Genomic DNA, 25,262 nt, shown 5'->3' with positions numbered 1-25,262 from the left:
TGACGGTATGTTTTCCGTACATGATAAAATGAATTTATCCATGAAATTGGACGCATTAGTCGTTGGATTATTTGATAAGCCAGTAAAGTTCGACGGTGAGTTAAAAGAGCTAGATAATCAATTTGATGGCTATTTAACCGATTTAGTGAAAAGCGGTGACTTGTCAGCGAAAAAGAAGAGCATAACGAAAATACATACATTTGGAAAAATTGGAGCTAGAAATTTATATATTGTTGGTCTTGGAAAAGAGGATCAAGCTACCTTTGCTTCCATACGCGAAGCATTTGGAGCGGTGTGCAAACAAATTCAATCAGCAAGGTTAGTCGAAATGGCTGTTCACTTAGATTCTTTCATAGGGAAAGAACTAGACGCGTTGGATGTAGCCCATGCTGTCGGAGAAGCGCTTGCTTTAGCTACGTATGAGTTTAAAGGTTATAAGCAAAAATCGAATGAGCCGGAAAAAAGGATTGAAAATGTCCATGTTTTTAGTGAACAGTTAGAAAAGGAAGACCATCAGGCTGCGTTAACCGTTGGGTATGTATACGGTAAAGGAACAAATTCTGCTCGTACACTAGTAAACTTACCTGGAAATATGCTAACAGCTACCGATATGGCTAATTACGCAAAGGAGCTAGGTGAGAAATACGAATTTGAAATAGAAATACTTGAAAAGGAAGACATGCTAAAGCTAGGTATGGGCGCCATGTTAGCCGTCAATCAGGGATCAACCGAGCCGCCAAAAATGATTGTTCTGAAGTATCAAGGGAAAGAGGAATGGACAGATGTTATTGGTTTAGTCGGTAAGGGGATTACCTTTGATACGGGTGGCTATTCAATCAAGCCAAAGGATGGCATTGTTGGAATGAAAACTGATATGGGTGGAGCTGCTGCCGTGCTTGGAGCGATGGAAATCATCGGTGAGTTACGTCCTGAGCAAAATGTGGTTGCCGTCATTCCTTCAACTGATAACATGATTAGTGGTACAGCCTTTAAGCCAGACGATGTGATTACGTCTATGAGTGGGAAAACGATTGAAGTATTAAACACAGATGCAGAAGGCAGATTAGTATTGGCTGATGCTGTTACATACGCGAAGTTCCACGGAGCGGAGTATTTGGTTGATATAGCAACGCTTACTGGTGGAGTGATTATCGCGCTTGGAACAGATACAACTGGTGCGATTACGAATCATGAAGGATTATTTGAGCAAGTACTTGAAGCCTCTTCTGAAGCTTGCGAACCTATGTGGCGTCTTCCTCTTTTCGAAAAGGATAAAGAAAGAGTAAGAAATAGTAAGATTGCTGATCTGAACAATTCACCTGGTCGAGAAGGTCATGCGATCATGGGTGGAGCGTTTGTCGGTGAGTTTGCCGAAAATACCCCATGGGTACATTTAGATATTGCCGGGACAGCTACCACCTCTAAAGCGTCAGACCTAGGACCGGACGGAGCGACAGGTGTGATGACAAGAACACTCGCCCTCTTTGTTGAACGATTTGAAGCAATTAAATAATTGGTGAAAAAAACTCTAGGGGTAAAAGTCCTTAGAGTTTTTTTAATTTCCTTGACAGGCTTTGAAATTCTATGCTATTTTAATTCTTGTGTTTTATTACTCTACCAATTTACCAAACTAAAGGATTGTTAATAGAAAGGAGCACTTATACAACATGAATGCAGTCATCCTTGCCGTGCTTGTTATGCTACTATTAAGTTTATTTCGCGTAAATGTCGTGTTATCCCTTATTATCGGAGCGATCGTCGGTGGATTAACCGGCGGGTTATCGATAGGAGAAACGATTGAAATTTTCTCTGGAGGATTAGGAGGAAGTGCGGAGGTTGCCTTAAGTTACGCTTTATTAGGTGGCTTTGCTATTGCCATTTCAAAGACTGGACTGCCAAATGTATTGGTCGATGCCGTCTTAAAAATGGTTCAAAAGAATGGTGATTCGAAAGCTAAAGTTTATTCAAAAGCGCTGATTGTTTTTGCGATTTTATTAATGGCTTGCTTCTCGCAAAACCTGATTCCTATCCATATTGCGTTTATTCCTATTTTAATTCCACCACTATTAAATGTGATGAATGAGTTAAAAATAGACAGAAGATTAATCGCGTCTGTATTAACATTCGGGTTAACGGCCCCTTATATTCTTTTACCCGCAGGATTTGGAAAAATCTTTCATGATATACTAGCTACTAATATGTCTGATAGTGGATTAACCATTGACCCTGCTGATATTCCGACAGCGATGTTAATTCCGACAGCAGGTCTTTTAGTAGGATTATTAATTGCTATTTTCTTTTCTTACCGTAAAGGAAGAAACTATGTGACACACGACTTAATTAAAGTAGAAAAGCAAGAACAAAGTAAGTTAGCTATCGTTTTTGCTGTACTGGCGATCATTGGTGCATTGATCGTGCAAATTCTCCTCGATTCAATGATCATCGGTGCTCTTGCAGGGATTATTATTATCTACTTGAGTGGTTCCGTGAAGTGGCGTGAAGCGGACGAGCTTCTAACAGATGGAATGAAAATGATGGCCTTTATCGGATTTGTCATGTTATCGGCCTTTGGATTTGCCGAAGTGTTAAAAGCAACTGGAGCAGTGGATGAGCTTGTTCAGCAGTCCGCAAATGTGATTGGTGGAAACCAGGGGCTTGCTGCATTATTGATGCTAGTAGTAGGTTTGTTAGTGACTATGGGTATTGGATCTTCTTTCTCTACCATCCCTATCATTGCTACCATTTTCGTGCCACTTTGTATGGAATTAGGTTTTAGTCCGATGGCTACGATCGCATTAGTAGGTACAGCAGCAGCGCTAGGAGATGCAGGGTCTCCGGCTTCTGATAGTACGCTCGGTCCTACAGCCGGATTGAATGCAGATGGTCAGCATAATCATATTTGGGACACATGTGTGCCAACCTTTATTCATTACAATATACCACTTGTCATTTTCGGTTGGATCGCGGCTATGGTATTATAATAGGTGAAAGTGCAGCTTTCTTAATGAAGGCTGCATTTTTTGATTTGCTTATACATATTAACAATAGGGGAGTGCTTGTATGTACTTTGGAAAAGTAAGCAAGAAGACAAACGAACGTGTACCTCCTAATCAAAATGTAACCACCACTTTTCCTGTGTTACATCACGGGAATGTTCCATATTATAAAAACTTAAATGAATGGAATCTTCGTCTATTTGGTGAAGTGAAAGAGGAAGTAGTTTTCACTTTTTCTGAGCTTATGGAATTACCACAAACAGAATATCAAAACGATATTCATTGTGTGACTGGGTGGTCGAAGCTTGATAATACGTGGGGTGGAATAAGTACACGGGCTGTGCTGGGTGCGGTTGAATTGTTAGAGGGAGTAGAACATGTCATTTTTCATGCGGAAGAAGGCTGGTCAGCTAATATTCCTTTTGAAGACTTTGCAAAAGAGACAAGTTTGCTCGCTCACAGCTTTAATGGGATACCGCTCACACCTGAGCATGGATATCCTCTGCGCGCGGTAATTCCCCATTTGTACTTTTGGAAAAGTGCCAAATGGCTTCGGGCAATCGAGTTTTCTAAAGATGATAAACCTGGCTTTTGGGAGAAAAATGGCTATCACAACTATGGAAACCCATGGAAGGAAGAACGTTTTACTTGGGATTAAAAGAGGGAAATTAAACCATATTCTAAAAAGAAGGTAGACAGGGCATTGCACAAATGATTACAATTATGAAGTTGAAGACAGAACGAATTGATTTGAAAAGGGCTGTTTGGCAAGGAGGAAATTATGGAAGAATGGATCTTTAATATTATTGAGAACTATGGGTATCTTGGGGTATTTTTAATTATTGTAATAGAAAATGTGTTTCCACCCATTCCATCTGAACTTGTACTACCGTTTAGTGGATTTATGACAACCAAAACTGAATTGTCGGTAGCGATGATGATCGTTGCGTCAACGGCTGGATCAGTGGTTGGTGGAACGATTTTATACTATATTGGGACGATTTTGGATGTTGAACGTTTGGAAAAAATTGTGGACCGTTGGGGTAAATACCTTCAATTAAAAAGAGAAGATGTATACAAAGCGGATGCTTGGTTTGACCGTTACGGAATATGGACGGTATTCTTCTGCCGAATGGTTCCGTTATTAAGAAGTCTTATTTCTGTACCTGCCGGGATGTCTAATATGAAAATGCCGTTGTTCCTACTTTTTACGCTTTTAGGAACAGCGATTTGGAACACGCTTCTGATTGTTATTGGAGCAAAGCTTGGAGAGAATTGGAAGCAGATTTTAAGTTACACAGAAGTGTATTCCGATATTATTTATGGAGTAGGTGCTATCGCGATTTTAGCGGTACTCATCTTTTTCGGAAGAAGAATTTTTTATAAAAAGTAAGTGTTTATGCATGGAACGAATTAATAGAAACAGAGGTATGTAATTGATGAATGTATGGGATATATTTGTTGCGATTATTTTAGGCCTTGTAGAAGGATTAACGGAATTTGCTCCAGTTTCCTCAACTGGTCATATGATTATAGTAGATGATATGCTTTTTAAATCAAAAGAATTGTTCGGCAGTGAAGTGGCTAACACGTTCAAGGTTGTTATTCAGCTTGGTTCTATTTTGGCGGTTGTTATTGTGTTCAAAGACCGTTTTATACAGTTATTGGGACTTTCATCAAGAAAAACGAAGCAAGAGTATGGTGGGAAAAAGCTTAAACTTTCTCAAGTTATCGTTGGTCTCCTTCCGGCTGGACTTCTTGGTGTGTTATTTGACGACTATATTGATGAGCATCTTTTTACAACAGAAACAGTATTAATCGGACTTGTTGCTGGTGCGGTACTTATGATTATTGCTGATTTAATGCCAAAGGATAAAAAGCCAAAGGTGGAAACGGTCGATCAGATTTCGTACAAGCAAGCCATTATCATTGGATTGTTCCAATGTATTGCATTATGGCCAGGGTTTTCTCGTTCAGGATCGACGATGTCCGGGGGAGTCATTTTAGGATTAAGCCACCGTGCAGCAGCTGACTTTACATTCATTATGGCTGTTCCAATCATGGCTGGTGCAAGCTTAATTTCTCTATTAAATAGCTGGGAATACTTTACAATGGATGCACTCCCTTTCTTTATTGCCGGCTTCATTAGTGCGTTCGTATTTGCACTTATTTCAATTCGTTTTTTCCTAGCGTTAATTAATAAAGTTCAATTAATTCCATTTGCAATTTATCGAATCATTCTTGCAACGATTATCTTTGTAGTATTTATCTTATAACAGAAAAAGGCCTCTATAGGGGGCCTTTTTCTATTATTCGAAAAAATTCATATAAAACATACCGTATCCTTTTTCAAAAAACAGTTGAAATACGATATAAGCAAATCCTAAATACTCATAAACTTCATCATACATTTCTATTTCCAATCTAGATTACCCTCCTCGCTTTCTATGAGTAATGGATGAGACCGGCTTGCTAACCAGTGAAAAAGGGTGGTGGGTAATCCCGCACCTGAAGCAATACCAGTATGTCCATTTGGCAACTGTATAAGCTCCTTGTCTTCGCTTCCTACTAATGTCATCATGGGCAAGGCTTGCTCTATTGGTACGAGTTCATCATTAGTTGAAGCAATCACTAATAGGTTAGAAAGTATTTGTTGCAATCTGGCTGGTTTTCCACCAATCGTAAATTTTCCTGTTACTAACTTATTGTGGATGATTAGCTCATTCACCATTTGCTTAAGAGCGGCACCCGGAAAGGGAATATGCTCCTTTGTCCATTGATTGAATAATGACCATTTGTGTGCGTATTCTTTGTTATGTCCTTTTACTAATAGTGATAAATACGGAGAGATATAGACAGGGGAAGTGATTAGTCGAACGCCATAATGGATAAAGGTTGCTGGCATAATTCCTAGACTATCTATAAGAGGTGATAGGTCGATCGTTTTATCCTTGATGGCTTGGTGTAAGAGATCAAACTTCGGAAAATGCGAAAAGTCGACAGGAGTAACAAAGAGAATAAGATTCTCGATTGGTTCCTTGGCTATGGCTGCGTAAATAGCTGCGAGTGTTCCTCCGAGGCAAAATCCCATGAGACTAATGCTATTGCTATTGGAATGTTTCAGAGCGATCCTTGCACCTGACTGGATATACTTGAGTACATAATCGTCGATGGTCATGTCGCGATCTTCGTATCTTGGGATTCCAAAGTCGATTAAATACACTTCATAGCCAGCATTGGTAAGAGCTCCGATTAAACTTGTATTTGGTAATAAATCTAGTATCGTTGCTTGATTGACTAAAGAATAAATTAAATAGAGTGGTGTCTGATATCTTTTAACAGGTGCAGGATAGTACCATAAAGTGGCTTTGTTTCTTTTCCAGAGTGCTTGTCTAGGTGTTGCTGCTGTAATGGAAGGTCCGTCGGTAAACGCACGGAACAGTGAACTCCATCGATTTTTCTCAAGTGAAAATCGTTCAGCTTCCATACTACTCACCAAGCTTCGATTGATTTAATAAAGCATCTGAGAGCCTTGCAAGATTTTCTTGAACAAGCTGTGCTCTTTCATTACGGTCAAGAGGTCTTCTGCTTGCTCTTTTTAAAGGGGTGTTAGTAGGTGAGGGTTTTGTACCCATTCCAGCTTCTAATCGCTGTAGCGTCGTTTCTATTTGTGCTAATTTTTGCTGAATATCCTCCAGCCGATCTTCGTTTTGAATCGTCAGTTTGGCCACACTTGCTACGTCCCTTTTGGTTGGTATGTTTAATGGGACCGAGGCTGTTTCCACAGCGTCTTGCAGCTCCTTAATAAGCTTCCCGTACCATTGTGTTCTTCTACCTAGTAGTCCAATGATGTCCTCTTTGTTTACTCGATTTTTTATCCAATCGTTTATTAAAGTCTCTGCTTTCGATCCAGTTAATTTTATTTGGCTATATAAATCATCAAGCTGTTCGCTGTCCAATGATTTCAGCTCCCTTTTGTAATGTACAAAAAATATCACTATATATTATAGACAGGCACTAAGAGAAGGTGCGAAAAATGGATATTTGCCTCTGCCTTATTTTTAACTGTCAAGAAAATGCCAATACTTTGTGCAAGGGAAAAGCATATTCTACTTCAAAAGGTAAATAATATCTCCGTACCATATATAAGGAGGTTTTTATTCATGCAGAAAAACGCTAGAGGATATGTCCAAGATTCAGTAAGTGCCTTATCAGAAGCAAAGGATTGCTTACAAAATGCTTTAAATACAGTTGAAAAGGGATCTAACCGTGACCGCATCGAGCAAACCTTGCAACAAGTAAACTCAGCCCTACAATCATGCGACCAAACAGCTGGGATTTTAGGTCAGGAGTAAAGGCGACAGGCGTGAATTCTTCAAGAGTTCACGTTTTTTTTTTTTTGCATGAGTAGGAAACGACGTTCATTGAGCTTATGAAGATCAAAACGGGTTAAGATCCAGGAGAAATGGTCTTCATCGCCTTGATGAAGACCAAAATCAGCAAACAGCTAATGGTCTTTCTCCACACAACTCCACAAAGACTCCACCAACCTACCTCCTTATAATCCAAACATTATACAAAGCCCGCCTTATATTATCTTTCCACATGATGGACGTTAGCCTATTCCAACTAGGTGTTTGTTGCATATGAAGTAGTGTAGGGAAGTACAGACATGAAAAGGAGGTATACGAATGCAACATCATTACGTTGGACCACATCATCGTGGAGATCGATTTTTCTTCGGAGCACCATTTGCGGCTGGATTATTAGGTGGTTTTGCGGGAGGGTTGTTAGGTGGCGCATTTTATCGGCCAAGACCATTCTACCCATACCCATATCCATATCCATACTATCCACCAGTCTATGGATATGGATATCCATACTATTAATAAAAAATTATGTTAGAAAACTAAAAGGTACGACGAAAAGGTTGAAATCACTATAACGATTTTCAACCTTTTTATTGTGAACACACCCTTACATCCACCTGACCGTAAGAGTCAAGTTACAGCAATTTATCGTATCTATATCCCTGCTGAAGACTAGTTTTAAACCATCCGGTGTATAGCTTACAACAGGGATGTTCTGAATTCCCGTATGTTTAATTTGGTCTTCGACAAGCTTCTGCTTCGATTCTTGTGCGTTGCTCATAAGCTGTTTGGCAAACTCCTTTGAATCAGCCATTCTTTCAAGAAGCACACTTGCATCTTTCATCAGTGATTGCATATATTTAGCTGAAGTCATAAATAACTGTGGATTTACCTCTTGAAAAGGCCGGAAGTAATAATCGGGTTGAAAGTAGAAAGGTGACTGACGTGCGCCTACGGAGTAATAGGGTGAGAAGTGTGGGTAGGCTTGAAAGGGTACGTAATAGTATTGAAAGCTTCTAGGATCGTAGTAATACAACCATTTCACATCCTTTATTAGAAAATGGATATATATCCGACATAATATATGCGTCCGAAAGAATGTCTAATGATAACATTACAAAAATGTTAAAATGACCTAGTTGGTACTATATTTTGCTATAATTAATTTACTTAGTTACTAATGTTGTTAAAGTGGTTTTGGGAGGTGGAAGAATGGAGTTAGATTTTATTCTTGATTTAATTGAGGAAAATGGATATTTAGGGCTGTTCCTTTGGCTTTGGTTCGGAGTTGTAGGCATGCCAGTACCTAATGAAATCATCGCCATGACGGTGGGGTTAGCAGCATCTCTAGGTACCTTAAATCCAGTATTCATCTTTCTTTCTACATATCTAGGAATAGTTGCTGCATTAACTACAAGCTACCTCGCAGGAAAGTACATAGGTGTTAGACTCCTTCCATTCTTTCGAAAGAGCAAACGAATGGCTCGTACCATTGACCGTTCCTTCCAATCCATAGAAAAGTACCATGCTTTTTCCCTTCTGTTTAGTTACTTTATCCCTGGATTACGAAACTTTGTCCCCTTTATTTATGGAGTAAGCAAGCTGTCTTATAAAGTTTTTGCCTTGTTTGCCTACAGTGGGGCTTTTATTTGGCTGAGTATCGTATTTTCGCTTGGATATTGGTTTGGTGATCAGAAGGAAATCCTTGTCCAGTATGAAACAGAATTACTGCTTATGGGAAGTATCGTTTTTGTATGTTCGTTTCTTTTAATAAAAGTGATCAATCGGAAAAAAGTAAAAAAGCTTAGGAGGTCTTCAACTTTATGAAGGGAAACTCATTAATTCAAACGCTAGGAATTGAAATTAAGCAGATTGAAAAAGGAAGAGTCGTCGCTACGATGCCTGTAGATGATCGTACACGTCAACCGTTCGGCCTTCTCCATGGCGGTGCATCAGTGGCCCTTGCAGAAAGCGTTGCTTCCATTGGAGCATACGAATTGGTTAATAAGGAAAAGGAAGTTGTCGTTGGATTAGAAATCAATGCCAATCATATTAAAGCTAAAAGAGACGGTATCGTAACCGCTACTGGAACAGTCCTTCATCAAGGTCGAACGACAATGGTGTGGGATATTAAAATAACTGACGAACAAGATCAGCTTATAAGTGTGTCACGCTGTACAATAGCTGTAATCGAGAAAAGATAAAAAATCCATGTGTGATAGTCACACATGGATTTTTCCTATTCCCCAGCACGTTCTTTTTTCACTGCAGCTAAATCGTCCTGAACACTATTTTCCCAAAGCTTTACATTTGTATTGTACGCAGCTCTAGCGATAAGATGTCCGGCTACTGGTGAGGTCATAAAAATAAACACAATTCCAAGAATTAGTCGAGAATTCATATGGCCTTCTAATAGGTAGAAGTATAGAAAGGTACCTGCTAAAACAAACATAACTCCTAATGTAGCGGCTTTAGAGGCAGCGTGTGTGCGTGTATACACATCTGGTAATCTTATAAGGCCCACTGCTGTAACGACGGTTAGGAGCGCTCCAAGTGCGATGCATATCCCGATAATAACCTTAACTATTTCGATCACGTTCAAGGATGACCCCCTTTTCTAAATACTTGGAGAAGGCAACTGTCCCAATAAAAGCTAAAATTCCAATCAACAAGATAACCTCTAGGAAAGCATTTGATTTTAACATGATTGAAACAAGCGCGATGATGGCAACTAAACAAATTCCAAGTGCATCAAGTGCAACCACCCGATCAGGTGTTGTAGGACCTTTAATCACTCGATACACCATAGCAAGCATGGATAAGGTAATACATACTAAAGAAATGGTTATCACCCACTGTAACATTACCTGCTCACCTCCATGATGGCTTTTTCAAATGTATTCTTGATGCTAGAAATGGCTGCCTCTGCATCTGAAGCGTCCATCGCATGGATATAAAGAGTCTGATTATCATCTGAGATATCAACAACTAATGTCCCAGGTGTTAATGTGATCAGATTGGATAACAAAGTGATTTCCCAATCTTTTTTTAATTCAGTAGGAAGAGCAAAAATTCCTGGCTGGATATCAAGCTTTGGTTTAATGATGACCTTTAAAACAGCAATATTAGATAAAAGAAGCTCTTTTATAAAGATGGCGATTAGGTTGATTACTGCTACTACTCTTAATAAGTAAAAGCGGGAAGGGAAGAAACGTCGAAAAGTAAAGACGAGCAATAACCCGAAAAAGTAGCCAACCAAGAAATCGATGGGTTCATTAGAGACCTTTAAAAACATCCAAACAAGAGCTAGAAAAACATTTAATAGTATTTGAAATGCCATTGTTATCACTCCTTCATGACGGCATTGATGTAGGTGGAAGGATTAGTAAGTGTTTCCGCAGCTTCTAAAATATACGGGTAAACCAGCTCCGCTCCAACTCCATACAACACAGAAATAATCACTAAAATAGCGGGAGAGATAAGCAACCAGCTAACAGGAGCTTTTTCTTCCTTTTCATATGTGCGATGGATGCCCCAAAATCCATTAATAAAGATTTTCATAACAGAAAAAAGAACCAGGAGACTCGACATCAACACAATTCCAGCACCCCAATAGGCTTCTGCCTCAAAACCACTCTTGATAATCAGCAGTTTACCGACAAAACCACTAAGTGGGGGAATTCCAGCTAAAGCAAGGGCAGATAGTAAGAACATCCAGCCTAATAAAGGATAATTCTTAATCAATCCGCTGATCTTCTTTAAGTTACTCGTACCTGTAATCGCAATGACGACTCCAACAAGCAGGAACAATGCGGCTTTAATAAGCATGTCATGAATCAAATAGAAAATCGCACCTGTCAAGGATTCAGTTGTATTTACCGATACCCCAAACAAAATAACGCCAACAGCAACGATAATGTTATAAATAATAATCTTCTTAATATCCCAGTACGCTAAGGCTCCGATAATGCCAACAATAATCGTAATCACCGCAAGTACCCCTAATAGCTCATGAGTATAGCCAGGGTCATGAGGGAAAAAGAGTGTATACGTCCTCATGATAGAGTACACACCCACTTTGGTTAAGAGCGCCCCGAACAACGCCAAAACAGGTGCAGGTGGAGCGTAATACGATCCAGGTAGCCAGAAATAAAGTGGGAAAATGGCTCCTTTTAAACCGAAAACGATTAAAAATAACACGGCAATCACTGTTAAAATACCAGGCTGTCCCACTTCTGCAATCCTTGTGGAGATATGTGCCATATTTAGTGTTCCTACGACCGAATATAAGTAAGCAACGGTAATAACAAACAACGAACTAGAGATAATATTCACTAGAATATATTTCACCGATTCGCGAAGTTGAGCCTTTGTTCCGCCTAGTACCAATAACACGTAGGAGCTCATAAGCATCACTTCAAAGAAGACGAATAGGTTGAAAATATCTCCAGTCGTAAATGCACCATTAATCCCGACAATCAGGAATTGTAAAATAGAATAATAGTAGAACTTTTCTCTTTCCTCTCCAATTGCTCGGAAGGAATAAAGACAGCAAGCAAACGCAATGACGCTAGTTGTCAAAACAAGTAGGGCGGAAAGCATGTCAGATACTAACGTAATCCCAAAAGGTGCTTCCCAATTTCCTAAGTTTAATGTTTGAATTCCATCTGTTCGGACCTTTTGAAAAAGTAGAACAGAAACAAATACGGTGGACAATAATGATAAAACGGATACCCACCTAGAGGCTACCGTAAAGCGATTTAAAAAGATTAATATGACCGCCGTAAAAAGCGGAATAAGTATAGGTAATAAAAGCAAATTATTCATTTATCTTCGTCCCTCTCAAGCGATCCATGTTGTCTGTTCCTAGCTCCTGGTATGCGCGATATGCTAATACTAGAAAAAAGGAAGTAACACCAAAGGCAATAACGATAGCCGTTAATATTAAGGCCTGTGGCAAGGGATCATTGTACTGGGCAGCATGTTCTCCCAGTAAGGGAGCAGCACCATTTTTTAGGCCTCCCATCGTTAAAACCAATAAATGTGTGCCATGACTTAAAAGTCCCGTTCCGATAATAATTCGAAGTAAACTTTTAGAAAGCATTAAATATGTGGCTGCCATAAAAATAATACCAACTACAAACGCCATAACGATTTCCATTATTCGTCCTCCCCAATTGTTTGAATAATGGTCATTGTGACACCGATAACGACAAGATACACACCGATATCAAATAACACGGCTGTATGCAACGATGTTTTGCCTAAGATAGGCAAGTATACATCATTAAATGCATGAGTTAAAAATGGAACATTAAATAGCAATGATCCAGCTCCTGTTCCAATCGAAAAAAGAAGCCCAATTGCCGTCATAATGCGGTAATTAACGGGTAAAATATTGGCTACCGTCTTCATATCAAACGCTAGCAACAAGAGAACAAGAGCTCCTGCCGTCATCAACCCTCCAATGAACCCTCCACCTGGATAATAATGTCCAGCAAAGAACAGATGAATAGAGAAGAGGAGAATGATGAACAAAATCACTTTTGTCACTGTTTGTAGAATGAGGTCATTCGTTCTCATCCTTCTTTCCCCCTTGTTAGACGTAGTTTAATCATGGCAAAAATACCAAGTGATGCAATGGCAAGTACACAGATTTCAAATAGCGTATCAAAGCCACGGAAGTCAACGAGAATAACGTTAACCATATTTTTTCCCGCCGCACGGATATACGTATTGTCTACGTAAAATTGTGAGATGGAATCAAATAGTTTTGTACTATTTGCAGAAAGTGCAATAGCTGTAACAATCGCGCCCACTCCGATAGAAATAAGAGCATTTGTGAGCTTAAAAGGAATTTTTGATTCTTCCTTTTTGAATTTCGGTAAATGATAGAAACAAAGTAGAAACAATGCAACAGACACCGTTTCAATTACCAGCTGAGTAAGTGCTAAATCCGGCGCACGGAAAACGACAAAGAACAAAGCAACCGTATACCCAACGGCTCCTAGTAAGATAATGGAGGTGAGTCTTGATTTAGCAAACAGGATGGTAATGGTGGCTACAACTATTAGTAAGGAAAGAACTATCTCATAAAAGCCAATGCTAGATACATTTGTTGTATCGATCACAAACGCGTCTTTCGTATAAAGGGTGTATCCTAAAATCAGAATGAAAAAGGCGAAAATATAGACCAAATACGTCCGGATATAGCCATTCATATAAAATCTTGTCAGTTTAAACGAACCAGATTGAATCGATTCGAGTCCTCTGTCATAAATCTTGTTTAACGTTAATTTTTCAGGCAGTAGATGATAGGCTTTCTCCCATTTTGGTAATGTCAAATACAGAAGAATCCCAAGAATCACGACTCCAATCGTCATAAATAATTCTGGAGTTGGTCCGTGCCAGAAGTAAATATGAACGTCAAAAATATCTCCTGGGGAAAGCAGACTCGGTAAAATCGAAGCCATCGCCGGTGATATTAAGTTATGGGAAAGAATATTCGGAAACAATCCAAAAATGATCACTAAAGAACCGAGTACAACTGGTGAAATGAGCATGCCAAGTGGTGCCTCATGTGGCTTCTTTTTTAATCCTTCCGGTTTGTATTTGCCGGTAAATGTTCTAAACACGAGTTTCATACTGTATATGAACGTAAATACACTGGCGATCCAAGCAAGAACAGGAAACAATAATCCCCAAGTGCTTAGAGAGAAAAGATCCAATTTTAAAATATTTACCATACCGGTAAAAAACATTTCTTTACTTAAAAAGCCGTTAAATGGCGGCAAGCCAGCCATAGAAAATGCACCGATAATCGCAAGCGTAAAGGTAACTGGCATCAAATGCATGAGTCCGCCAAGCTTCCGGATATCTCGTGTTCCTGTTTCATGGTCAACAATTCCTACGACCATAAACAAGCTTCCTTTGAAGGTAGCATGATTAATTAAATGAAAAACAGCAGCGGTCGTTGCCACAGTAAAAACATTATCATCTATTCCATCATAATGTAGGGCAGCAGCACCAACACCTAACAGAGACATAATCAACCCTAATTGGCTAACGGTTGAGAAGGCAAGTATGCTCTTTAAGTCAGTCTGTTTGACAGCTGAAAAAGAACCCCAGAACAAGGTGACGATACCGAATCCTCCGACAAGCCAGAGCCATACAGGTGATTCAGCAAACACGGGGCTCATTCTCGCTACAAGATAGATACCCGCCTTAACCATGGTTGCCGAATGGAGATAGGCACTAACAGGTGTTGGAGCTTCCATTGCATCAGGTAGCCAAATATGGAAAGGAAACTGAGCTGATTTAGTAAAAGCACCAAGTAAAAAGCAGAGTATGGCTGGAATAAGCAAGGTGTGCTCTAACACAATGTCTGATTGCGCGACAATTTCTGAAATACTAAAGGACCCTGTCATGATATATAGCAGGATGATTCCACCTAGCATGGCAAGACCACCAAAAACGGTAATTAACATAGACTTTTGTGCACCATATCTTGACTTCTCTCGATGATACCAGTAACCGATAAGTAAGAAGGAAGAAATACTAGTTAGTTCCCAAAAGCCGTACATTACGATTAAATTATCGGATAGAACTACCCCGAGCATCGCTCCCATAAATAGAAGAAGATACACATAGAAGTTGCCGAGCTGTTCCTTATCCTTTGCTAAATAATAAATTGAATATAGAACAACTAAAGCCCCAATTCCTGATATAAGCAAAGCAAAGAGTAATCCAAGTCCATCTATTTTAGCCGCAAAATTAATGCCAAGAGAAGGAATCCACTCAAAGCTTTCATATACTGTACCTTGGTGCGATGTGGTACTAATAAACGAAAGAAAATAGCTAAATAATACAACTGGTAATGGAAGTACAAACCACCCTGTATGTATTTGTCTAATGCTCTTGGAAAAAATAGGTATGATGACCGCGAGCAATAGAGGTGAAACAATGGCCAAGTGTAGCAAAGACAAAACAAAACCCCCTCTTTATATGTAAGTGATAACTGTTTTTTTAAAGTAATACTGCCTATTACTATTTCCATATTTTTCTCTGAACATGCTTCCACATTCTTTTCCCGAAACAGCCATATAAAAAAGTATAACGTAAAAAAACAGACCTTGCATGCCTCAAGCGTACAACATCCCTTACTTGAAGCAAAACTAATAAATAGGTAGAAACGCAGATGAAATGGTGAAAAAATTTTTATTTTTTTTGAATAAAATCAGACTTTTATCCTCAAAATAATTTTAAAGTGAGGTGTGAGGATGAAAAAGAAAATACTAGCGTCATTGTCCATTTTTCTCCTCTTAGTGTCCTTGGCATGGGCATTAGATAAAAAAGATAAGCGTGAATTTTATAGTCCTGATGAGGAGGGCGATGTGGTTGAGATCTTTACCACTGATCCAGGATTAGAGATTCAGAAAAAAAAGTATCGCATGTTCAAGGCAAGGGAATATGTAAGAATTGAGAGACCATAAAGACTTGTAATATGTTCTCCTATCTCTCATAATAATGAAAGATAATATACATGTGGAGAATTCAATGAAAAATACTTATTTAACAAGTTACTTTCCTTTGGTGTCTATTTTATTATTTAGCTTGTCCTTTGCGATGCTCGTTGAGGTGCATCTTTTTAAATTTTTGAATGCTACCGGCATTTATGTGGGAATGCTAGAATTCTTTTCTAGAAGTGGAATTAAGCTTGCGTTGCTTATCTTATTACTGGTTGTCTTCTTTATGGTTTTTGCAGCATTAAAGCTGATTGCTGATACGATCAATGAGCTTTCTCTGCTCTTTTTCTCGAAGGATTTTAACGGAGAAAGTTTAAAGGATGTTCGTGCCGGAGCAATTATTTATTTTTCAGGCTCTGTATTATCGCTTTTAGGTTCTGCCCATGTAACTATACTAGCTGTCATTTTTTCCCTTACAACGATCAGTTACTTTGTCTTTTTCGTGTATAAGGTAAGCTCGAAGCTGTCACTATCAGGAATCATTGGACTGATTTTCTTTCAAGTACTTACCTGGTCAACGCTCGTGTTAGGTGTTGTATTTATTGCGTTAAAAGTATACAACAGCATCGTTGCTAGTTTACCAGTATAAACAACCCCGGATGAACAACTCATCCGGGGTTCTGTTTTTTAATTCGACATGATCGCTTTCCATATATATAGATGTGGAGAGTACTGCTCAATATTTTCAATGCTAGAGGGCATATCTCTTCCGACCCAGACCCCGACCGTTAGCGAATCGGTTAAACCAACAAACCAGTAGTCTTGGTAATTATTCGTTGTTCCAGTTTTTCCGCCTTGGTAGGTCGCTCGAGATAAATGCGCTTTTCGAGCGGTTCCTGAGGAAATCGTTTCTGATAAAAGACTCCGCATGCTGCTGACGGTTTCAGCAGACCAGACTTGTTTTTTCTCATCCTTCCACTCGTAAAGAACGTTTCCTTGTAAGTCGGTCACCTTACGAATGGCACGTGGCTGCTGGTACCCTCCATCATAAAAGGAGGTGTAAGCCCCTGTCAGCTCTAATGGTGACATGCCGTACGTAAAGCCACCAACGGCAGCTGGTAACACATGGTCATCTGGTACTAACTTCTTAAATGGGAATGATGTTAGATATTGAAAGCCAGTTTCTACACCGATGTCGTTTAACAGTCGTACAGCAGGTGTATTGTATGAGTTGGCAAACGCACGTTCAAGTGTTACATTTCCATATACTTTTCCACCATAGTTTTCAGGGCAATAGTTACCAATACAGAGCTCTCCTGCATCTACTGTTTTAGAGAGAGAGGCATGCGTCTCCTCTAAATAAGGAGCGTAAACAAGTAAAGGCTTAATCGATGAACCAGGCTGACGATAAGCTTGGAACGCCCGATTGAATTCACCCTTTTGATAGTTTTTTCCACCAACAAGTGCGAGTATCTGTGCATTCGTATGATCAATTACAGCTACCGACCCTTCCACATCAATAAAAGGAAGATTATCACTAACCGCAGTTTTTGCTCGGTTTTGAAGACTTTGGTCCAATGAAGTTTCGATGCTAATTCCGGAAGCAATCACTTCTTTAACTCGATTGTCAATCACTTCTTTGTCGGACAGTCCTTCTGAAAGGGCAATTAATTGTGATAATTCATTTTGAACATACGCCATGTAATCAGGTGCTTGGTCCATTCGTTCATGCAAGGTTAGATTGATAGGAGAATTTTTTATCTCTGTTGCTTCTGAAGCCGAGAGCTTGTCTTTTTCAACTAATAAATCTATGAGTCGCTCTTGACGCGCTTTTGCTCGATCGAAATGGGTTAATGGATCGTAATAAGTCGGATTGTTCGGAACAGCAGCTAGAAAAAGGAGCTCCGCTTTTGTCAGTTCAATTGTTCCACGGTTAAAGTAATGCTTAGCCGCTGCTTCAATTCCGTAAGCCCCATTTTGAAAATAAATAGAATTAATATATAAATCTATGATTTCCTTTTTTGAATAAGTTTTTTCTAGTTTGTAGGCGTAAAGAATTTCGGTAAGCTTTCGATTGTAAGACTGCTCGTGAGTTAAATAAAGATTTCTAGCGAGCTGCTGTGTAATCGTACTTGCACCCTGTTCTATTCCATTTGACTGAATATTGATCGTAAGTGCACGACCCATAGCTGTTAAGTCAAAGCCAATATGTTCATAAAAGTGCTGATCCTCTGATAGAACAAACACCTCACGCAATAGCTCAGGAATGTCCTTTGTTGGTAAAACAATGCGGTTTACGGTGCTGTACCATTCTAAAACGGTTTCCCCATTGCGATCTTTGATCAAGCTTGTTTGTGATAAGTTTGTTTTTTCTAACTGTATCTTGTTTTCTATCACGTGATCGAAAGTATCAAAAGAGCGTACCTCTTTGCTAGAAAAATAGGCAAGCAGAAAAAAGACGGGGAGGAGCAAAATAATAAATAAATAACCGGTTGCTACTTTCATTGGGGGTGCTTCCCTTTCTTAATAAAAATTATGATGGTGTATAAAGTCATTTAGTTTTTCTCACACTTCACCATAATAAGACAAAAGCAACAAGGAATAAAGCACTAGCGACAAAAAAGACAGTTGAGATATTATCCCACCTGGAATAAGTACATCTATAGCAGTCCATTTAGGCTCCTTTCCCTATCCGCACTTTATTTGAATGAATTAAACAGAAAAGTTAAAAAATTATTATGAAACATGATATAATAAAGCAACATTCATGTTCATTTTTTGGAATGGTTATTTCATATAATGGTAGTGATAGTCGAAGGAGGAAAGAGGGTACGTAAAATGAGGAAGGAGCATCAGTATTTATTTATTGATTTTGAGTTTACGATGCCTGAGAGATCTGAGCGCTTTAAAGGTTTTTACCCAGAAATCATTGAGGCTGGCATTGTGTCGGTTGTAAATGACCAAATCTGCGAGAAATTTTCTTCGTATGTTACTCCTAATCGTTTCCCTATGCTATCGGATCGCTGTAAATCATTTTTGAAAATTTCACAGGAACAAGTCAATTCAGGCATTAGTTTTACAGATCTTGTGAAAAAGTTTGAGCAATTAAGTTCCCCAACTATAGATCTGACAATTGTTACGTGGGGCAATATGGACATGAGGGTTCTTCGCAATAACTGCGAACAAGCCGGTCTAACTTTTCCATTAAAAGGGGAAGAACTCGATCTATCCATGGAGTACAAGCGATTCTTCGGAGACCAAAATCAAACGGGTTTATGGAAAGCGGTACAAGAGTATGGCAAGGAAGGAACGGGAAAGCACCACCGAGCGCTGGACGATGCATTAACTACATTTAATATTTTCCGTTTAGTGGAGAAGGATAAAAAGTACCTTCAAGGACATGCACCAACCACGATTGGTGACCGCATTGATTTCTCTCAAGTACTTAATAAGTTCGCATAAAAAGCCAAATCCCTCAAATTGGATTTGGCTTTTGTGTGTTAGAAATATTCTTTCTCAAGTGTTGAAATATTTTCAAGGCTCTTTTTTGCCCAAAGGGAGTCATCGTCAGATAACTGGTCTCTTAATTTTTGAATCGCACCTTTCAGTGACTCTTTATATTCAGGAATTTCGTCTGTATAGGACTTGACCATTTTTGCAGGGATGTTGGCTTGTTCTCGGTAAGCAAGAGCTCGTCTTTCATGAAAAAGCGGCACATCTGCATCTTTATGGCTATGTAAATCTCCTTGTGTCGGATGAGTAACAACAGCGAGGACCCGGACAAGAATGGTCTCTGGACGGATGTTTGTTACTTCACCAATATACTTTCCGGTTTTATAAATAGCTGTGACCTTGTCACTGATTTGAATGTCGGACATTTTCGTTTCTCCTTTCAAATTGGGCTAGAACTGTATATGATAATAATTATGACGTAAGCATTATGAAAAACAAAGTATTTTGGAGGGTGATTACATGAAGAAATTCCTAGCGAGTATATTATTCATTGTTTTCCTTGTTACTGGATGTGGGACAAGCAATGAAGAAGGTACGGAAAATTCGAACGGAAATGCAAGCAATAATGAAACCGCTAACCAAGAGAATATTGAACTACCACAGGCAACCACAGAGGTTGGTGAAAAGGAAAGACTAGTCGAAATGGAAACATCAATGGGAAATATCAAAATCAAGCTGTTTCCAGAACAAGCTCCAAAGGCAGTAGAAAACTTTATTACTCATAGTGAAGAGGGATATTACGAAGGAGTGATTTTCCATCGAGTGATAAATGACTTTATGATTCAAGGTGGAGACCCAGATGGAACAGGGATGGGTGGAGAAAGCATATATGGTAAGCCCTTTGAAGATGAGTTCTCCAATCAGCTTTATAATTTTAGAGGTGCTTTATCAATGGCTAACTCAGGTGCAGACACGAATGGAAGTCAGTTCTTTATTGTTCAAAATAAAACACTCGACCCTGGCTTAGTAGACCAAATGAAGCAGGCTGGTTATAACGATAAAGTAATCAAGCAGTATGAAGATGGTGGTACTCCGTGGCTAGATCAAGCACATACCGTATTTGGTCAAGTGATTGAAGGAATGGACGTGGTGGATAAAATCGCTACCACTTCAGTAGGTGAAGGTGATAAGCCAGAAGAAGATGTTGTCATCAAGAAAATTACCGTGCTGAAATAATCGTCCTTGGACGATCGATTAGAACCTTGATATAATAAGCATGAATGACTGCTCGTTTGCAGAAAGGAAGATCATCATGATCGATTCGTTTATATTATCATTGTTTCTATATTTTCCTGAAGATAAGTCTGAATATATACCAGCTGCTATTTCTTTTACCATCTTCTTAATCCTCTGCATTTTCACGATGCGATTTATCGTGAAAATCTCACGAAAAGAAGAAGCAAAAGCAAAAGAAATAGAGAATCAAATTATGAGTGAACATCAAAACAAAGGATAACGTACACTTTTTTTAAAGTGTACGTTTTTAAATTTAATAAAAAAACGGAAGAGCCCCACTCTTCCGTCTGACTATTAAACAAATGCTGCTTTCAAGCGCTCCAATCCTTCTGTCACATGTTCCTTAGAACACGCGACATTCATGCGGACAAAGCCTTCTCCGCCGGCTCCGTATTTTGGCCCAGGCTCGAGTCCAAGTTTTCCTTTTTCAATAAGTGCTTTCTTTAAGTCATCATCTGAAAGTCCAAGCCCCCTACAATCCATCCAAATTAAGTAGGTCCCTTCCGGCTGCATCATCTTTATTTGTGGAAGCTCGGCCTCTAGGAACTCCTGTACATAGCGAATATTTTCAGCCATATAGGCAAGAGCTTCTTTTAACCAAGTTTCACCATGAAGATAAGCGGCCTCCATTCCGACGATGCCAAAAGTGTTTAATGTATGAAATCCTTGCTTTTGCTGTTCGGCTTGGAATAGCTCTCGAAGATTCTGATTGCTCGTAATAACTGCAGAAGCCTGCAAGCCTGCTAAATTAAACGTTTTACTAGGAGCGATACATGTCATAACAAAATCAGCAAAGTCCTCTAATCTAGCAATCGGGACATGTGTATTTCCCTCAAACACAAGATCGGAATGAATTTCATCTGATAAAATTAAGCAATTGTATTTTTTGCAAAGTTCACCGATTTGAAGGAGTTCTTCTTTCTTCCATACTCTTCCGCTTGGGTTGTGAGGATTACATAATATAAATAACTTAACGCCCTCTTTCAGCTTAGCTTCAAAATCCTCAAAGTCGATTTCATAACGGTTATTTACATTTTTTAATGGAGAGTTCACGACCACACGCTCGTTTTTTTCAACCATGGAAAAGAACGGAGTGTACACAGGAGATTGAAGCATCACCTTGTCTCCAACAGAAGTAAATGCTCGAACGGCGGTACTAATAGTTGGCACAACTCCTGAACTGTATGTAATCCACGCTTGACGAATTTCCCAATTATGCCTTGTTTTCACCCAAGCTTGAATGGCTTTTCCAACAGACGCGGGAACAAAGGTATAACCGAAAATTTCATGCTCCAATCGATTTCGAATGGCATTTGTTACTTCAGCAGGTGGTGGAAAGTCCATATCTGCCACCCACATGGGATGAAGGTCACTGCTTCCGAACACATCGTGGAGGAGCCCCCATTTAACGGATCCTGTATTATTTCGGTCAATCACTTTATCAAAGTCATACGTAGTCATAATGCACCTCACCTTTTTCCATTTTATTTGGTCTATGTAATATGATAAGATATGTGAACGAAAAGATAAAATAAAAGGTGATTTTACATGGAAATGCTCGAAATGAATTTAAGTTTGTTACAGCGTCTGATGGATTGGGATCCACTAGGATATGGGGAAGACAGCTACGAGACGGAAATTGCGGATACGATACAAGCGGTACATGTTTTGTCATCTGCAAAGGAGCTTGCTCGAAAAATCCAAAGCATATATGAGTTTTCTTTTGAAGAAATCATTCCTTTATCTGAATGTACAAGTATGGCCGAAGAATTGTTAGCGATTAAAAACGAAAGCTCGTGCTCGTTGTAATGTTTTAAAGCTTCAAGCGGATACGGGCTTGAAGCTTTATTTATACAAGAAACTCCTTAATATACTTGTGAACCATTTCAGGTCGTTCTTCAGGTACTAGATGTCCTGTCTCCTTTAACACAATGAGCTCGGAGTTCTTTAAATCTTGTTTTAATCGTTTTCCAACTCTGAGTGGGACGACTCGGTCATGCTCGCCCCAAATGAGTAGACATGGAGTCTCGATTTTCTTTAGATCGTACTCATCCAGCTCGTCCTCTCGATGCCGTATCATCCGAGTTAAGGCCGGGAAAATATCTCCTTTTAAAAAAGGAACTAAATATCCGTTCAACATATCGTCATCAATCATTGAGTGGTCATGAACCACATTGAGCAGATTTTTTTTTACTCCTGATTTCGCTAAATGTCTTTTTACATACAGGTGAAAAAACGGGAGATAACTAGATAGAACAAGAGGAAGCTTCATTCGTTTTAAATATCCGGAGCTACATAATAATACCGACCGCTTTACGAGATCAGGCCGTAATTGCGATATTTTTAACGCGATTTGTCCTCCCATCGAGTGACCGATAATGGATACATTTTTTATATGAAGATGCTCCATAAAAGAAATGATCGAATGTGCTATATTTTCATACGAATAAATAAATTTCTTCGATTTACCGCTTTTGCCGAAAGGTGGGAAATCAATGGCGATGACGTTAAACTCTTCACGAAGAAGAGGAATCAGTCTTCGAAAGCTAAAGGTGGATGAAAGAAAACCATGAATGAGCAATAGCGTGTCTGTTGCTTGGGAATGTTTGTAATGTTCATAATACAGGTCGTTTCCGTTAATATTGACCATACCAGTGATGCCAGCGTCATCCATATTCATATTCACTCCTTTTATGGCATTTTGTTTTTTCATAGAATACCCATCAATGACAAAAACAATCATAAAAAAAGTGATGATAAATTTGAAAATTAAATTATTTTCCCCGCATTTTTGTTATAATGTAACTATTTTAAGCGATAAAGCAGAAAAGGATGTTAACGCATGAAACTTTCGGAAAAAGAACTCGAAGTTGTAGAAATTCTTGAAAAAGACGCCCGAATTTCATCTGAGGATGTAGCTAAAATGATCGGCCTAAGCTTGCAAGAAACAGATGAACTTATTAAGAAGCTTGAAAAGGAGAAAGTTCTTGTTCATTACACAACCGTAGTGGATTGGTCTAAAATCGACGGTCATGAAGGCGTCACGGCTATGATTGATGTGAAGGTCACACCGAAGCGAGGGGTAGGCTTTGATGAAGTAGCTGAGCGTATCTACCGATTTAAAGAAGTAAAATCCGTTTATCTCATGTCAGGAGCCTATGATCTTAGTGTCATTATTGAAGGAAAATCCATGAATGAAGTGGCTAGATTTGTTTCTAATAAGCTATCTACCCTTGATTCTGTACTATCAACAACCACGCATTTTATTTTGAAAAAATATAAGCATGATGGGACGATATTTGAACCATTAGCAGAAGATGATAAGAGAATTGTGGTGTCACCGTAATGAAACAGACAAAATCTTATTTGGCAAAAACGGTAGAAGACCTTAAGCCATCTGGAATTCGTAAATTTTTTGATCTTGCAGCAGGAATGGAAGGGGTTATTTCCTTAGGGGTAGGTGAACCTGACTTTGTCACTTCTTGGTCAGCTAGAGAAGCAGCGATCCTTTCCCTTGAACAGGGGTTTACATCATATACAGCCAATTCTGGATTATTAGAGCTTCGTAACGAAGTGTCCTCGTATATGAAAAAGCGATTTGATGTAGATTACAATCCGAAGAGCGAGATCATCATTACGGTTGGTGCGAGTCAAGCCTTAGACATTGCCTTACGTGCGATCCTCGATCCTGGTGATGAGGTTATTGTTATTGAACCAAGCTTCGTCTCCTATGCACCGCTCGTTTCGTTAGCAGGTGGAAAGCCAGTTGCGGTTCAAGCAACAGAAGAGTACGATTTTAAAATTCAAACGCATCAGTTAGAAAAGGCGATTACCGACCGAACGAAGGCGATTATGCTTTGTTCTCCCAATAATCCAACAGGCACAATGCTTAATGAAAAAGAGTTAACGGAGCTTGCTACATTCATTGAAACACATGACCTTCTCGTGTTATCTGATGAAATTTACGCGGAGCTTGCCTATGATGAACCATATGTAAGTTTTGCAGCGATTGAAGGCATGAGACATAGAACCCTTCTTATTAACGGTTTCTCAAAAGGCTTTGCGATGACAGGTTGGAGACTTGGTTTTGTTTGTGCGAACGAAGAACTAACAGCAGCGATGTTAAAAATTCATCAGTATGCCATGATGTGTGCTCCGACGATGGCGCAGTACGCGGCACTTGAAGCATTAAAAGGCGGCAGAGAAGACGTAGAGGATATGAAAAAAAGCTATCGTCGAAGAAGAAACTATTTTGTTCAGTCACTTAATGATATCGGGCTTTCCTGTCATATTCCTGGTGGTGCGTTCTATGCATTTCCATCCATTGTAAGTACAGGTCTGTCATCGGAGCAATTCGCAGAACAATTATTGATTGAAGAGAAAGTAGCAGTTGTTCCAGGTAATGTGTTTGGCAGTAGCGGGGAAGGACATATTCGCTGCTCGTATGCTTCATCCATGGAACAATTACAAGAAGCAGTGAAACGAATCAAACGGTTTGTTGATAAATAAATACCTATAAGAAGGACAACGGGCTTATTTTCTGCTTGAGGGTGCTTTCTGAAAAGACACAAGAAAAGACGTATGAATGTAGACATACGTCTTCTCTTTATTTATTAAAGTTTTAAAGAGGGTCAAAACCCTGCCATTTGCAGTGCCATTTTTTCTTCGCTGCTGATTCACTT

31 protein-coding genes are annotated in these 25,262 nt (G+C 39.2%); 17 read left to right on the top strand and 14 right to left on the bottom strand.

Going from position 1 to position 25,262, the window contains the following annotated elements; all coding sequences use genetic code 11:
• Window positions 1-7: 7 nt before the first annotated feature.
• From M3175_RS07625 to M3175_RS07605, 5 genes are all read left to right on the top strand, one after another.
• Window positions 8-1,513: a leucyl aminopeptidase gene (locus M3175_RS07625; protein ID WP_251516966.1), complete on the top strand. Its 1,506-nt coding sequence runs from the start codon at window positions 8-10 to the stop codon at window positions 1,511-1,513.
• 154 nt (window positions 1,514-1,667) lie between these two features.
• On the top strand, window positions 1,668-2,981 hold the full coding sequence (locus M3175_RS07620; RefSeq protein WP_251516964.1) for a Na+/H+ antiporter family protein: 1,314 nt from the start codon (window positions 1,668-1,670) through the stop codon (window positions 2,979-2,981).
• A gap of 79 nt (window positions 2,982-3,060) precedes the next feature.
• Window positions 3,061-3,654 (top strand): sulfite oxidase-like oxidoreductase, encoded by a 594-nt coding sequence (locus tag M3175_RS07615; RefSeq protein WP_251516962.1) that lies wholly within the window; start codon window positions 3,061-3,063, stop codon window positions 3,652-3,654.
• A gap of 123 nt (window positions 3,655-3,777) precedes the next feature.
• Complete coding sequence (locus M3175_RS07610; protein WP_251516960.1) at window positions 3,778-4,389, top strand: DedA family protein; 612 nt, start codon at window positions 3,778-3,780, stop codon at window positions 4,387-4,389.
• 46 nt (window positions 4,390-4,435) lie between these two features.
• On the top strand, window positions 4,436-5,272 hold the full coding sequence (locus M3175_RS07605) for an undecaprenyl-diphosphate phosphatase (protein ID WP_251517687.1): 837 nt from the start codon (window positions 4,436-4,438) through the stop codon (window positions 5,270-5,272).
• Between the two features lie 137 nt (window positions 5,273-5,409).
• On the opposite strand, the gene M3175_RS07600 is transcribed toward M3175_RS07605, so the two are convergent.
• Window positions 5,410-6,483, bottom strand: coding sequence for an alpha/beta fold hydrolase (locus M3175_RS07600; RefSeq protein ID WP_251516958.1), 1,074 nt, complete (start codon window positions 6,481-6,483; stop codon window positions 5,410-5,412).
• 1 nt (window position 6,484) lies between these two features.
• Window positions 6,485-6,955, bottom strand: coding sequence for a hypothetical protein (locus M3175_RS07595; protein ID WP_251516956.1), 471 nt, complete (start codon window positions 6,953-6,955; stop codon window positions 6,485-6,487).
• A gap of 204 nt (window positions 6,956-7,159) precedes the next feature.
• On the opposite strand from M3175_RS07595, the gene M3175_RS07590 reads away from it, so the two are divergent.
• Together M3175_RS07590 and M3175_RS07585 are read left to right on the top strand one after the other, a co-directional pair.
• Window positions 7,160-7,351, top strand: a complete 192-nt coding sequence (locus M3175_RS07590) for a hypothetical protein (RefSeq protein WP_251516954.1) — start codon at window positions 7,160-7,162, stop codon at window positions 7,349-7,351.
• Window positions 7,352-7,687: 336 nt separating this feature from the next.
• Window positions 7,688-7,885, top strand: coding sequence for a hypothetical protein (locus M3175_RS07585; protein ID WP_251516952.1), 198 nt, complete (start codon window positions 7,688-7,690; stop codon window positions 7,883-7,885).
• An 88-nt stretch (window positions 7,886-7,973) separates the two neighbouring features.
• Here M3175_RS07585 and M3175_RS07580 read toward each other — a convergent pair whose 3' ends face one another.
• Complete coding sequence (locus M3175_RS07580) at window positions 7,974-8,402, bottom strand: YuzC family spore coat inner layer protein (RefSeq protein WP_251516950.1); 429 nt, start codon at window positions 8,400-8,402, stop codon at window positions 7,974-7,976.
• A gap of 176 nt (window positions 8,403-8,578) precedes the next feature.
• Here M3175_RS07580 and M3175_RS07575 point away from each other — a divergent pair, with 176 nt between their 5' ends.
• Window positions 8,579-9,193: a DedA family protein gene (locus M3175_RS07575; RefSeq protein WP_251516947.1), complete on the top strand. Its 615-nt coding sequence runs from the start codon at window positions 8,579-8,581 to the stop codon at window positions 9,191-9,193.
• On the top strand, window positions 9,190-9,570 hold the full coding sequence (locus M3175_RS07570; RefSeq protein ID WP_251516946.1) for a PaaI family thioesterase: 381 nt from the start codon (window positions 9,190-9,192) through the stop codon (window positions 9,568-9,570). Before M3175_RS07575 ends, M3175_RS07570 begins: the two co-directional genes overlap by 4 nt.
• Window positions 9,571-9,605: 35 nt before the next feature.
• Here M3175_RS07570 and mnhG read toward each other — a convergent pair whose 3' ends face one another.
• From mnhG to M3175_RS07535, 7 genes are read right to left on the bottom strand one after another with little or no spacing between them, the layout of a single operon-like run.
• Window positions 9,606-9,962: a monovalent cation/H(+) antiporter subunit G gene (mnhG, locus tag M3175_RS07565; protein WP_119710705.1), complete on the bottom strand. Its 357-nt coding sequence runs from the start codon at window positions 9,960-9,962 to the stop codon at window positions 9,606-9,608.
• Window positions 9,946-10,230 carry a Na(+)/H(+) antiporter subunit F1 gene (locus M3175_RS07560; protein ID WP_119709774.1) on the bottom strand — a complete coding sequence of 95 codons (285 nt, stop codon included), beginning with the start codon at window positions 10,228-10,230 and terminating at the stop codon, window positions 9,946-9,948. The genes mnhG and M3175_RS07560 overlap by 17 nt, the downstream gene beginning before the upstream one ends.
• Window positions 10,230-10,706 (bottom strand): Na+/H+ antiporter subunit E, encoded by a 477-nt coding sequence (locus M3175_RS07555; RefSeq protein WP_251516944.1) that lies wholly within the window; start codon window positions 10,704-10,706, stop codon window positions 10,230-10,232. Before M3175_RS07555 ends, M3175_RS07560 begins: the two co-directional genes overlap by 1 nt.
• A 5-nt stretch (window positions 10,707-10,711) precedes the next feature.
• Entirely contained in the window at window positions 10,712-12,193 is a 1,482-nt protein-coding gene (locus tag M3175_RS07550) for a Na+/H+ antiporter subunit D (protein ID WP_251516942.1), read from the bottom strand.
• A complete protein-coding gene (locus tag M3175_RS07545) occupies window positions 12,186-12,527 on the bottom strand; it encodes a Na(+)/H(+) antiporter subunit C (protein ID WP_160546225.1) in 342 nt (113 codons plus the stop codon). Before M3175_RS07545 ends, M3175_RS07550 begins: the two co-directional genes overlap by 8 nt.
• On the bottom strand, window positions 12,527-12,949 hold the full coding sequence (locus M3175_RS07540; protein ID WP_251516940.1) for a Na(+)/H(+) antiporter subunit B: 423 nt from the start codon (window positions 12,947-12,949) through the stop codon (window positions 12,527-12,529). The genes M3175_RS07545 and M3175_RS07540 overlap by 1 nt, the downstream gene beginning before the upstream one ends.
• Window positions 12,946-15,351 carry a Na+/H+ antiporter subunit A gene (locus M3175_RS07535; RefSeq protein WP_251516938.1) on the bottom strand — a complete coding sequence of 802 codons (2,406 nt, stop codon included), beginning with the start codon at window positions 15,349-15,351 and terminating at the stop codon, window positions 12,946-12,948. The genes M3175_RS07540 and M3175_RS07535 overlap by 4 nt, the downstream gene beginning before the upstream one ends.
• 294 nt (window positions 15,352-15,645) lie before the next feature.
• On the opposite strand from M3175_RS07535, the gene M3175_RS07530 reads away from it, so the two are divergent.
• Both M3175_RS07530 and M3175_RS07525 read left to right on the top strand, forming a co-directional pair.
• The gene (locus M3175_RS07530) at window positions 15,646-15,858 is read left to right on the top strand and encodes a hypothetical protein (protein WP_251516935.1); all 213 of its coding nucleotides are present in this window, start codon (window positions 15,646-15,648) and stop codon (window positions 15,856-15,858) included.
• A 64-nt stretch (window positions 15,859-15,922) separates the two neighbouring features.
• Complete coding sequence (locus tag M3175_RS07525; RefSeq protein WP_251516932.1) at window positions 15,923-16,480, top strand: DUF5366 family protein; 558 nt, start codon at window positions 15,923-15,925, stop codon at window positions 16,478-16,480.
• A gap of 38 nt (window positions 16,481-16,518) precedes the next feature.
• Here M3175_RS07525 and M3175_RS07520 read toward each other — a convergent pair whose 3' ends face one another.
• Entirely contained in the window at window positions 16,519-18,336 is a 1,818-nt protein-coding gene (locus M3175_RS07520) for a transglycosylase domain-containing protein (protein WP_251516929.1), read from the bottom strand.
• 333 nt (window positions 18,337-18,669) lie between these two features.
• Between M3175_RS07520 and kapD the strand changes: the two genes are divergently transcribed.
• Complete coding sequence (kapD, locus tag M3175_RS07515) at window positions 18,670-19,293, top strand: 3'-5' exonuclease KapD (RefSeq protein ID WP_251516926.1); 624 nt, start codon at window positions 18,670-18,672, stop codon at window positions 19,291-19,293.
• Window positions 19,294-19,331: 38 nt separating this feature from the next.
• Here kapD and kapB read toward each other — a convergent pair whose 3' ends face one another.
• Window positions 19,332-19,709: a kinase-associated lipoprotein KapB gene (gene kapB / locus M3175_RS07510; protein ID WP_251516923.1), complete on the bottom strand. Its 378-nt coding sequence runs from the start codon at window positions 19,707-19,709 to the stop codon at window positions 19,332-19,334.
• A gap of 94 nt (window positions 19,710-19,803) precedes the next feature.
• Here kapB and M3175_RS07505 point away from each other — a divergent pair, with 94 nt between their 5' ends.
• Together M3175_RS07505 and M3175_RS07500 are read left to right on the top strand one after the other, a co-directional pair.
• Window positions 19,804-20,520 carry a peptidylprolyl isomerase gene (locus M3175_RS07505; RefSeq protein ID WP_251516919.1) on the top strand — a complete coding sequence of 239 codons (717 nt, stop codon included), beginning with the start codon at window positions 19,804-19,806 and terminating at the stop codon, window positions 20,518-20,520.
• A gap of 76 nt (window positions 20,521-20,596) precedes the next feature.
• Window positions 20,597-20,800 (top strand): hypothetical protein, encoded by a 204-nt coding sequence (locus tag M3175_RS07500; protein ID WP_251516916.1) that lies wholly within the window; start codon window positions 20,597-20,599, stop codon window positions 20,798-20,800.
• 74 nt (window positions 20,801-20,874) lie between these two features.
• Here the strand turns inward: M3175_RS07500 and M3175_RS07495 are convergent, their stop codons facing one another.
• Window positions 20,875-22,041: a MalY/PatB family protein gene (locus tag M3175_RS07495; RefSeq protein WP_251516913.1), complete on the bottom strand. Its 1,167-nt coding sequence runs from the start codon at window positions 22,039-22,041 to the stop codon at window positions 20,875-20,877.
• A gap of 87 nt (window positions 22,042-22,128) precedes the next feature.
• Here M3175_RS07495 and M3175_RS07490 point away from each other — a divergent pair, with 87 nt between their 5' ends.
• Window positions 22,129-22,389, top strand: a complete 261-nt coding sequence (locus tag M3175_RS07490) for a DUF1871 family protein (protein ID WP_251516910.1) — start codon at window positions 22,129-22,131, stop codon at window positions 22,387-22,389.
• Between the two features lie 40 nt (window positions 22,390-22,429).
• On the opposite strand, the gene M3175_RS07485 is transcribed toward M3175_RS07490, so the two are convergent.
• Window positions 22,430-23,254, bottom strand: coding sequence for an alpha/beta fold hydrolase (locus tag M3175_RS07485; protein WP_251517683.1), 825 nt, complete (start codon window positions 23,252-23,254; stop codon window positions 22,430-22,432).
• A gap of 168 nt (window positions 23,255-23,422) precedes the next feature.
• On the opposite strand from M3175_RS07485, the gene M3175_RS07480 reads away from it, so the two are divergent.
• Both M3175_RS07480 and M3175_RS07475 read left to right on the top strand, forming a co-directional pair.
• The gene (locus tag M3175_RS07480; RefSeq protein ID WP_251516907.1) at window positions 23,423-23,926 is read left to right on the top strand and encodes an Lrp/AsnC family transcriptional regulator; all 504 of its coding nucleotides are present in this window, start codon (window positions 23,423-23,425) and stop codon (window positions 23,924-23,926) included.
• Entirely contained in the window at window positions 23,926-25,089 is a 1,164-nt protein-coding gene (locus M3175_RS07475; RefSeq protein ID WP_251516904.1) for an aminotransferase, read from the top strand. Before M3175_RS07480 ends, M3175_RS07475 begins: the two co-directional genes overlap by 1 nt.
• Window positions 25,090-25,262 lie beyond the last annotated feature (173 nt).

Origin of the sequence: Robertmurraya korlensis (assembly GCF_023715225.1) — a bacterium.
In the GTDB taxonomy this organism is placed as follows: Bacteria; Bacillota; Bacilli; order Bacillales; family Cytobacillaceae; genus Robertmurraya_A.
Note: the sequence above shows the minus strand (reverse complement) of the source record. Positions and strands in the feature narration are given on the sequence as shown.